3 protein-coding genes are annotated in these 11,595 nt (G+C 36.6%); all 3 read left to right on the forward strand.

Going from position 1 to position 11,595, the window contains the following annotated elements:
* Positions 1-4,129 (forward strand): tetratricopeptide repeat protein (locus tag NEOC95_RS00775; protein WP_213151004.1); only part of this gene is annotated, 4,129 nt, incomplete at its 5' end.
* Between the two features lie 315 nt (positions 4,130-4,444).
* Positions 4,445-11,011: an FxSxx-COOH system tetratricopeptide repeat protein gene (fxsT, locus tag NEOC95_RS00780; protein WP_213151006.1), complete on the forward strand. Its 6,567-nt coding sequence runs from the start codon at positions 4,445-4,447 to the stop codon at positions 11,009-11,011.
* Between the two features lie 161 nt (positions 11,012-11,172).
* The coding region (locus NEOC95_RS00785; RefSeq protein ID WP_213151008.1) for an ISAs1 family transposase at positions 11,173-11,595 on the forward strand (423 nt) is incomplete at its 3' end.

Below are 11,595 nucleotides of genomic sequence, written 5' to 3' on the forward strand. Positions count from 1 at the left end.
CCTTATCGAGCTTGCTCAAAAAAAACAGGGTAAATTAATTGTTACTACGCGCGATAAAGCTCATGATAGTGCTATTCCTCAAATACCCGTAAATTTATTTAGCAGCGAGGAAAGCAAAAACTACCTCTTGCAAGTCACCCACTACAAGGGCGAAGATAGCGCTGAAGAAGCTGAAAAGATAGGGCAAGCCTTAGGGGGCTTGCCTAGCTCTTTAAAGAAAGCTGCTGGCTGGCTAAACGATAATGCTTGGCCTTTAAAAGTTTATTTTGCTAAGCAAGCCGCAAACTTAGCAGAGCACAAAGCCTACTTGGAGGCTAGGAGCAATTTAACACCACCTAATGAGTACTTTACTGGTCGCGAAGCTGATTTAGTGGCTTTAGAGGAAACATTAACACAAGGTAAGCCCTTAGTGTTAGCTGCACAAGTAGGCTTAGGAGGGGTAGGTAAAACGCAGCTAGCCCTACAATATGCTTACCGTACAGCACCGCAATATAATTTTATTTGGTGGCTAAATGGGGAAAGCGAGACTACTTTAATCCAATCGTACGCTAGTTTAGCAGAAAAATTGCAAATTTATTTAACCGAAGAAGAAGAAAAGGAAGATAAAGCGCTAGTCAGAAAGGTTCATTGCTGGCTTAAAGAAAACCCTGGTTGGCTGCTTATTTTTGATGATGCCGAAAATGCCACCACTCTTAATAGCTGGTTGCCTGAATCGGGCGGCCATCTTCTTATTACTTCTCGTAAGCCTAATTGGCCTAATGCCCAAGTTTTTACCCTAGGTGTTTTTAAACGAGAAGAATCTATCGAGCTTATCCTAAAAATTACTCATCTAGAAGATCAAAAAGAAGAAGCGGGTAAACTAGCCGACCTATTACAAAATTTACCTTTAGCTATTTCTCAAGCGGCTTTTTACATCAAGGAAACCCACATTTCCATACAGGAGTATAGAGAGAAATTTGAACAACACTATAAGGTATTATGGGAGTTTGAAGTGCCGCCAGATATCTACCAGGCGACAGTCCAGGTGACTTGGCATGTGTCTATGCAAAAGATTCGGCAGGAAGAAGCAAGAGAAAAGGAAAGTAATGAATATCCCTCTTTAGCCGACCCTTTAATGCAGTTTTGTGCTTATTTAAGTTCACATGGCATTCCGCGACATTTACTTAAAGAATGGGTAATCAATGTCTATCAATCGGAGACCCCCTCATTAGATATTAACCATACTATTGATTTGCTTAGACGTTATTCCATGGTTGAGGCCACGACTGAGATGATTAATATTCATAGCTTAGTGCAGCTGGTGATAAGAGACCAACTAAAGGAAGAAGAGCAAAGAAAGGTGTGTCGGCATGGCGCACAGCTTTTAGGAAAATTATTTAAGTATGAAGAAATAGATATAGCTAAGACTAAAGCGAACCTTTCATTGATTAAGCATGTAGAAAAATTGGTGGGGCATGCATGGAAGCTGAGGGTAGAGGAGGAGTTGGCCCTTCTTCTTAAAATGAACATTGCTCATCATTATTCCTACCAGGGCCTTTATCATGTAGCAAAAAGGAATTGGGAGCAATGCCTAGAAGAAAGTAAAAAGTGGGGCAAAAAATTAATGGTTGCAGGCTGTATCAATAATTTGGGGCATGCTTCGCAGAAATTAGGGCAGTACGAGAAGGCCCAAGCTTTCTATCAGCAAGCGGTAGAAATTTATAAAAAAGACTGCCCTAATGAAAAGCTAGACCTGGCTAACACTTATAATAGTTTAGGATCTCTTCTGAAAGATCTAGAGCGCTATGAAGAAGCTAGAAAAAAATGTGAGAAAGCAGTAAAAATTTTAATAACATTTGGTCCTACTGAGTTTACCCTCTATTTGGCAAATACGTATAATAATTTAGGTCTTATTTCAAAAGGGTTAAAAGATTTTCCTCAGGCACAAAACTACTATACCAAAGCATTAGACATTTATGAGGAAAATTATCCTCCAGGTCATCCTCTGCTAGCTTGTATCTATAATAATATGGGTCATCTATTCCAAGAACTAGGTCTGTATCCAAAAGCACAAGAGCTTTATCAAAAAACTTGGCAAATTGAAGAAGAAGCCTATTCTAGTGAGCATCCTACCTTGTCAATTACCTATAATAATCTAGGAGATATTTGGCAAAAGTTAGATGAATATAAAAAATCAAAAAAATATTTGAATAAAGCATTGCATACTGAAGAAAAAATGGATTCTCCTAGGCCTATTAATTTAGCAATTATTTACAATACTTTAGCCAGCTGTGCTAGGAATTTGGGTGAGTATTCTGAAGCTACTAAGCATTCAAAGCAAGTCGTCCAAATCTTTGAAGGAATGGGCTCTTTTAAACATCCAATTTTAGGTAATGCCTATCTTGCACTAGGCAATATTTCATGCGACTTAAGTCAGTATAAAGAGGCAAAAGAAAATTATGAAAAGGCTTTGCAAGTCTTTATTGCTCACTACTCTTCTCAATCTCACCCTGCTTTAGCAAGAGTATATGCCAACTTAGGGTTCGTATTAAAAGAATTAGGTGATTATAAAAAAGCCCAAGAATATTGCGAAAAAGCATTCAAAATCTTTAAGGAGGTCTATTCTACTGAACATCCTAATCTGGCAATAGTCTATCACAATTTAGGCCAAGTTTTTGAAGAATTAGGCCGCTATTCAGAAGCCAAACAGTGCTATGAAAAGGCCTTATGTATCTTCCAAATATTTTATTCCCCCGAGCATTCTCTCATTGCAAAAATATGCAATAGCTTGGGGCTTATTCTAGTAAAATTGGGAGATTATAAAGAGGGTAAAAACTACTATGAAAAAGCCCGCCAAATTTTCGAAAAGATTTATTCGTGTGAACATTTTTTTCTAGCCCCTGTGTATGTCAATCTAGGAGATTTTTACTTAAATGTAAAGGAATATCAATCAGCTAAAGACTATTATGAAAACTCATTAAGAATTTTAAAAAAAAATCTCCCTTCAGACCATATTACTTTTGGGAAGATATACATTAGCTTAGGAATTCTTTTCTACAATTTATGTGATTATAGATTAGCTAACCATTATTACGAAAAAGGGCTAGAGATTTTTAAAAACATTTATTCTGCTAAACATCCTGCTCTGGTAAAAATTTACAAAAATATGGGAAATGCCTTTCGTAAGCTAGGCCAGCCGGAAGCTGCTGAAAGATACCTTAAAGAGGCTCTTTTAATACAAAAACGCAATTTTCCAAAGGATCATCCTGTGAGAGCAGGTATCCATAATAGTTTAGGTGTTTTTTTTAAAAGTCTAAAGCAGTATAAGAAAGCTAAATCTCATTATTTGCAAGCACTAAATATTTATGAGAAAAGTTATTCTTTTACTCCACTTACCTTGGCTGGGATCTATTTAGACTTAAGTGATACTTTGTTTGAATTAAAAGATTTTAGCAAAGCCAAAGACTATTATCTAAAAGCAATAAATATTTACGAAAAAATAGATCCGCCTGCTCATCTTCTTTTGGCCCATACGTATTTTAACTTGGGAAATACATTATGTATATTGAAGCAAGATATAAAAGCTAAGGAAAATTATGAAAAAGCAGTGCAAATTTACGAAAATATTTCTTCTCCAACCTCTCCCTATTATCAAGAGTCTCAATCAATGGAAGTTCTCGAGTCGCTTGCAAAAACACATCTTAATCTAGTGAATGTTTTAAATGGATGGGGACATTTTGCAAAAGCTCTTACTCATTGCCAAAAAGCTTTCGTCTTTTTAGAAAAAATTCATCCTTTTCATCCTTTATTGCCCAACGTTCATTATAGTTTGTACGCCCTTTCAGTAAAAATAAAAGAGAAATCAAGGAAATTAAACAGTTTATTAGATCGCTACAAAGTGAAAGATAAACAGCAAGCCTTACGCCGAGCAGCGCATCAAGGTAGTATTGAAGATATGCGCTATTTGGTTGAGCAAGAAGGTGTAGATATCAATGCTCAAGATAAGAAAAAGGGCTTAACTGCTTTGCATTGGGCCGTAAAGCAAGGTCATCAGCAAGTAGTTGCATGGCTGCTAGCCCACGGAGCGAGAGCAGATATTAAAGATAGAGAAGGTCGCATTCCTGACGACTATAAGGTAAAACACTCATAATATTCATCTAGCTGAACAAGAAGAGCTGGGAGCATGTTTTAAGGACAAGTTACTTAGTAAATTATTTATAGGTTGATTTTTAAGCAAAGTTAAAGGTTAGAAATGATAGTTAACTCTCCTTCTTTCCACTTTTTAAGCAGCTCCTTTTACTAAAAGTCTATATTATTTAAAATAATTCCTATAGGAAAAATATTGCTATTCCCATAGCCTTTCTTCGATAGGTATGTTTGCAAGCAGGCTACCAAAACTTAAGCAATTTTTTGAAAAGTTAAAATTTAAATGGCACTAAATATTAATAAATAAGAGAAAAAGCTAATGAATATAGAAAATGCAAGCTTAGCTAATTTTGTATTTCCTATGTTTAAGGAAATAGAAAAGAGGAATCTTTCCCTTAGCCAGGGTCCTTATGCCGAGATTAGCTTACAGATATTTGCAAAGTTGCGGTCGGTAGATTTGTGTCGAGCAAGGCTAGTATGTAAAGAATGGAAGCAGTTAATTCAACAAGCCAATTTATGGAAAGGTTTTCATCAAGATAGTGATAAAAATAGCTCTCAGAAAGAAATAAAAGCGGTGAGTAATCAATTAGTTTCTCTAGATCTTCTTGCGTGTAAATGGAATTCATCGAGCACCGCTGAATTTTTATGGCATGATCCTGGCACTCTTATCAGTGGGGCTATGCTAGCAAAAGTAAATGCTGTAGCTGCCTACCTATATACCGAAGGCTATGAACTAAAAGGTGCCCCAGGAGACGGCGACTGCTTTTTTAGCGCTTTTTTAGGAAGCTATGAAGGGCTTTCTAGAAAGATACCCTTGCTAGACGACCAGAAAGATAAAATTTCCTATTTAAGGCAAGTACTTTCAGACAGTGTTAAACATAAACTTACGAACCATACAAGAGCAGCAGAAATAATAGGAAAAGGATCTTGGATAAGTGGCTTAGGTGAAGGAGATTTATTAGCTTCAGCTTTATCTATTCCTATAAGATTAATAACAGTTAATGAAAAACGATTGATTTGCAGTATTCATGATAGGATAATTTTTTCCCAAACATATCTAGCTGAAGATGATAGATCCCAGGAATGGGAAACTATTCCTCAAGAAGAAAGACGTCAAGAATATATCTTTATTGTGGATTTAGGCGGCCATTTTATTTATGCTCAAAAAACATTACGTCAGCTTGAGATGCTAAGTGATCCTTTTCGATTTTTTTCTTCGCCAAACGATTCCCTCCCTCCTCTTTCTTTAGATAAGTCTTTTTCTAAAGTTTCTGAGATCTACGTAGGTTGCATGATAACTGGCAACCAAGCAGAAAAGCTCTATTTGTATATAAAAGGTGGCTTCTTAAAAGGTTATTTGTATAGAAAAGAAAAACTGATAGAAGAAATCTCTCCTCACCAAATTCAAGGAGGCCTTCATGGCGAAATTGAGTCTCAAGCTCTCATTCGCCTGATAAATAAAATAGGACAGCGTAGCCTTTTTGCTCTTTATCACCCACAAGCTACAGATAAAAAAGTCACTTTATTGCCTGCTCCTCCAATGGGCAGCTATTTAGAAGAATATGCCTTAAGCTATGTTGAAGCTCCTTTGCCCAATATCAACCTTTTTTGCCGTCCTAATCTTAGTAAAGCTTTAGATAAAGGCTTAAAAAAATTTGGCCTGGTAAGTTTGGTTAGTGAGGAAGGGATCTGCTGTCCGACGGGTAAAACAGAACTCGCTAAAGCTTATTTTTATGCGCAAAGGGAAAGCTATAACCAAGCCTTGTGGCTAAGAGGAGAAAAAGAGTGGTTTATTGAGCAAGGCTTAAAAGAATTTAGCCAGAAAATAGGGCTGGGTTGGCAAGAGTGGCTAGGCACGCATAACCATTGGCTGATTATCATCGATGGACTTAGCTATATTTCTCTGCTAAGAAAATTAGGCCTTATCGAGCTTGCTCAAAAAAAACAGGGTAAATTAATGGTTACTACGCGCGATAAAGTTCATGACAGTGCTATTCATCAAATTCCCGTAGGCTTACTTAGCAGGGAGGAAAGCAAAAACTACCTCTTGCAAGTCACCCACTACCAGGACGAACATAGCGTTGATGAAGCTGAAAAGATAGGGGAAGCTCTAGGCGGTGTACCTAGCTCTTTAAAGAAAGCTGCTGATTGGCTAAACGATAATGCTTGGCCTTTAAAAGTCTATTTTGCTAAGCAAGCTGCAAACTTAGCAGAGCATAAAGCTTACTTGGAGGCTAGGAGTAATTTAACACCACCTAATGAGTACTTTACTGGCCGAGAAGCAGATCTTGTGGCTTTAGAGGAAACATTGACTCAAGGCAAGCCTTTAGTATTAGCCGCACAAGTGGGCTTAGGAGGAGTAGGTAAAACGCAGCTAGCCCTACAATATGCTTACCGTACAGCACCTCAATATAATTTTATTTGGTGGTTAAATGCTGCAAGTGAAGCTGCATTGCTACAATCTTATAGCGACTTAGCAGAAAAGCTTCATATCTTTTTAACTAAAGAAGAAGAAAAGGAAGACAAAGCATTAGTCAAAAAAGTGCATTGCTATCTTAAAGAGAATCCTGGCTGGCTGCTGATTTTTGATGATGCTGAAAATGCCACCACTCTTAATAGTTGGCTGCCTGAATCGGGTGGACATCTTCTCATCACTTCTCGTAAGCCTAATTGGCCTAATGCCCAAGTTTTTACTTTAGGCGTTTTTAAACGAGAAGAATCTATCGAGCTTATCCTAAAAATCACTCATCTAGAAGATCAAAAAGAAGAAGCGGGTAAACTAGCCGATCTATTGCAAAATTTACCCTTAGCTGTTTCTCAAGCAGCTTTCTATATCAAAGAAACCTACATTTCTATAGAAGAGTATAAGGAAAAATTTGAACAACATTATAAGGTGTTATGGGAGTTTGAAGTGCCACCAGATATCTACCAGGCGACAGTCCAGGTGACTTGGCATGTGTCTATGCAAAAGATTCGGCAGGAAGAAGCAAAAGAAAAGGAAAATAATGAATACCCTTCATTAGTCGATCCTTTAATGCAGTTTTGCGCTTATTTAAGTTCGCAGGGTATTCCTCGTCGCTTGCTTAAAGAATGGGTGATCAACGTCTACCAATCGGAGACCCCCTCATTAGATATTAACCATACTATTGATTTACTTAGACGTTATTCTATGATTGAAGCTGCTGCTGAGACGATTAGCATCCATAGCTTAGTACAGCTAGTAGTAAGAGATCAGCTTAAGAATGAAGAGCAAAAAGAGATTTGCGGCAAAAGTTTAAATGTTTTTAAAGATTTATTTGTCTACGATGAAACGAATATTGCGAATGTGAAAGAAAAATTTCCTTTTACACCCCATGTAGAAAAAGTAATAGAGCATGCTTTGCATTTACAGGTAGATGAACACTCAGCGTTATCTCTTAACATGCATGTGGCCCGTTATTTAATGTATAAGGGAACTTACAAAGCAGCCCGGAATATTATAGAGGTTTGCATAGAGAAAAGTTCTAAGGATTCTGATAGACTTTTTAATGCAGCCCTTAAAAATAATTTAGCTAATACCTTGCTAAGCTTAGGCAATTTTAAAGAGGCTAAAATAACGTATCAAGAAGCAATAAAACTGTATGAGGAAGTCTACTCTCCTGACCATCTTACTCTAGCCGGCCTTAATAATAATTTAGGGGCTACCTTGAGTGCATTAGGTTTATACGAGGATGCTAAAGCTTCCTACGAAAAAGCTTTACACGTTTACCATAGCAATTTTTTAAAAGGAATCGAGGTAGCAGATACTTATCATAATTTAGGAAACTTATTAAAAAAGCTAGGGCATTATGATGAGGCTAATGAATACTATAAAAAAGCGCTCGAATTAAAGGAAAGAGTTTATAGTGCGGAGCATCCTTCTTTAGCTGATACTTACAATGCGGTAGGCACTTTATTTGAAGAGTTAGGACAATATAGTATGGCTAAAGAAAAATATAAATCTGCTTTAGCAATTCAAAAAAAAGCCTATGTTTCTATCCATCCTTCTTTAGCGGATACTTATAATAATCTCGGGAATATATTACAAAAATTAGGAAATTATTCTAAGGCTAAAAAAATCTTTCAGAAAACTTTGAAGATTAAGAAAGCTGCTTTTTCTATCGATCACCTTTTCTTAGCAAGCACTTACAATAACATAGGAAATGTTTCTCAACAGCTAGGTGAGTATGACGAAGCCAAAAATCACTATGAAAAGGCACTAGAGATCAAAGAAAAAAGTTTTTCTATTACTCATCCTGATTTGATAAGTACTCTTAGTAATAAAGGATGCGCTCTTAAATCTTTAGGGCGTTATAAGCAGGCAGAAGAGTGTTATAGGAGGGCTCTTGAGATACAAATAAAGGTTTTTCATAATGATCATTCTTCTTTAGCTCATACCAAGAATAATTTAGGTAACGTGCTAAGGATGTTAGGGCAGTATGGGGAAGCTCAGCAACTTTATCAGGAGGCCCAACGTTTGTATGAAAGGGTTTATTCTCCTGATCATCCTTTTCTAGCTGAACCTCATCATAACTTAGGGAATGTGTTAAGGCAACTAGGGCAATACGAAAAAGCTAAAGAACATATTGTGAAAGCCATAAAACTCAAGAAAGAGATTCTTTTTTTCGATCATCTTTCCCTAGCCTGCAGCTATGACATTCTAGCATCGGTTTTGCAAGACTTAGCGCAGTATGAAGAAGCTAAAGAGTATTACAAGCTCGCGCGAAATATTTTTAAAAAGGTGGGTGCTAAAGGCCACCCTTCTCTAGCGGGTATCTACCTTAATTTGGGAATTGCCTATCAAAAACTAGGGAATTTCAAAAAAGCTAATAAAAATTATCAAGAAGCGCTGCAAATTAATCAAAAAGCTTATACTGAAACTCACCCCCTATGGGCCCCTTTCTACATCAATCTAGGCGGAATAATGCTAGAGTTGGGGCGTTATAGCGAAGCTGAAAAACAATGTCATCTAGCGCTAGCTATCTTACAAATAAATTACTCAGAGATGCATCCAGAGGTAGCTTTTACCTACAGCCAATTAGGCAAAGTTATGCTAGAATTAGGGCAAGCAGCCAAAGCGGAAATATATTATAAGGATGCCCTTCTTATTCAGAAGAAGATTTATTCATCAGAGCACCCTAGCTTAGCGGAAAGTTATCATAATTTAGGAAATGCTTTACGCTGCTTAAGTCGTTATAAAGAAGCTCAAGACTCTCTTGAAGAAGCCAAAAGAATTAAGAAAAAGATTTATCTTTCTAGCCACCCTTCTCTGGCTCATACTTACAATGCACTTGGAAAGCTTTTCCACGAAATTGGTCAATATGAGAAAGCTAAAAAGTATCATGGCAAAACGATAGAAATTTATACAAAAGCTTATTCTTCTCGGCATATTTCTTTAGCAGATGTATATCGGGATTTGGGCAACGTAGAGCAAACCACCAGAAGGCATGGCAATGCTTTGGCCTACTTTCTTGAAGCTTTAAAGATTCAAAAAGCGGTATATGAAAGTGATCATCCTGAGTTGGCTATTACTTATAATAATTTAGGGGTAGTAGAACAAGATTTAGGAAGATATGAGGAAGCTAAGACATACTATGAGGAAGGTCTGAGAATCCAGAGAAAAGTTGGCTCCCCTTATCATCCTCATTTAGCTTCATTCCACCATAATTTAGGATATCTTTCTCAAGCACTTAACAGCTATGAAGAAGCAAAAGAACACTATTGCCAATCACTAGAAATCAAAAAAAAGCTCTTCCCGCAGAAGAATCATCCTAGCTTAGCAGACACCTATATGAATTTAGGAGGCCTGTATGCTAATTTAGGTCAAATGAATAAAGCAAAAAGTAAATATGAAAAAGGAATAAAGATTTACGAGAAAGTTTATCCTGAAGGTCACCCTAGCTTAGTTGATAGCTACCATAGCCTAGCAAGCGTTTTGGAAACAGTGGGTAATTATACTGTTGCTAAACAATATTATGAAAAAGTTGTGGAATTAAAGAAAAATAAATTCCCCGCTGAAATTCCTTCGCTTGCAATTTCCTCTCATAATCTCGGTTGTATTTTACATAAGCTAGGTCATTATGAAGAGGCCACTTTAAGTTTTAAAGAAGCTATCGCACTTCTTGAGCCATTGATTTCTAACGAGCATCCCCATTTAAAATTAATGAGAGAAAATTTAGAAAACGCCCAAGAATTGAAAGATTTACAAGAATTCTTTAATCAAGTTAAAGAAGGAAAAAAAAGCGCGGAAAATGAAGAAGAATCTCTAAAAGAAAGCCAGCTTTTTAAGCTATTTATGTATCAAGCTTTACAGGCTCTTAAACAATCAAAAGTAATAGAGGCTAAGCAGAAATACAAAGAAGCTATCAGATTATTGATTAGTAATGAGTTTATTCATTCAATAGAGTTGGCAGAAGCTTACCAAAATCTAGCTTGCTGCTATCAAAGTCAGCAAAATTTTAAGAAAGCTGAGATAAATTTAGAGAAAGCAAGTAAATTGAATCCTTCCACAGGTGTTCTATGCGAGATGGGGCATTTTTACTATACCATAGGTGAATATAGCAAGGCTGTTGAATACTTATTAAAAGTCATTTCTTTAGAAAACAGCCAGGAACAGTTATTCTATGGGCAATTAGAAAAAAGTTATGTAGCCTTAGAGCTTAAAATAATTATTGAGCAAAGAGGGAGCATCACCGTTAATGCTTCCGTACTAGCCTATAAACTGCTTATTGATAGTTATCTGAAAATTCATGAATTAAAAAAAGCTTATGACACCTTTCAAGCATTTGCTAAGCATGTGCATAATAGACTTTCTGATTGTATCATTGAACATTTATTTAAATGTTCCCGCGAAGCAATAGAAAAATAAGTACTCTATTTATGAAGGAGCAAAGCCCTGTAAATATTCTAACCCCTTAAAGGATTAAATAGTCTTTTCCGTGTGAATTAGATCAGGGAAATTGCATGAAGATTTAAGTTGACAAAGCAAGGGGTATAATTATCATTCTTTTCCTTAAAAAGGAGGAATGAATGAATACTCATAAACCCAATAGTATTTTTGCTGTATTTAAGGATCTGGAAGATTCAAGGAAGCAAAGAAACCAAATCTATAGTTTGTTTGATATTGTTACAATTAGCATTTTGGCGATTTTATGCGGTGCAGATGATTGGGCAACAATTCATTTATGGGCATCATGCAATTTACCTTGGCTGCAAGAACATGGAATTTGCTTAGCAGGCGTGCCTTCACATGATACTTTAGGAAGATTTTTCCGCTATGTATCTGCCTCGAATTTTGAAAGATGTTTTGTACAATGGACCCAAAATATTGCTGGAGCCATTAAAGGAGTGATTGCTATAGATGGCAAAACATTAAAAGGCTCGCATGATATAGCTCGTGAAGGAAAAGCAATTCACATGGTTAGTGCCTTTGCAGCAGAGAATAAGCTACTA

The sequence above is a fragment of the Neochlamydia sp. AcF95 genome (assembly GCF_018342455.1).
Classification (GTDB): Bacteria; Chlamydiota; Chlamydiia; order Chlamydiales; family Parachlamydiaceae; genus Neochlamydia.

Bases quoted from the DNA above. Each gene is read 5' to 3' on its own strand.
- fxsT (WP_213151006.1), top strand. From the start codon at position 4,445: ATGAATATAGAAAATGCAAGCTTAGCTAATTTTGTATTTCCTATGTTT.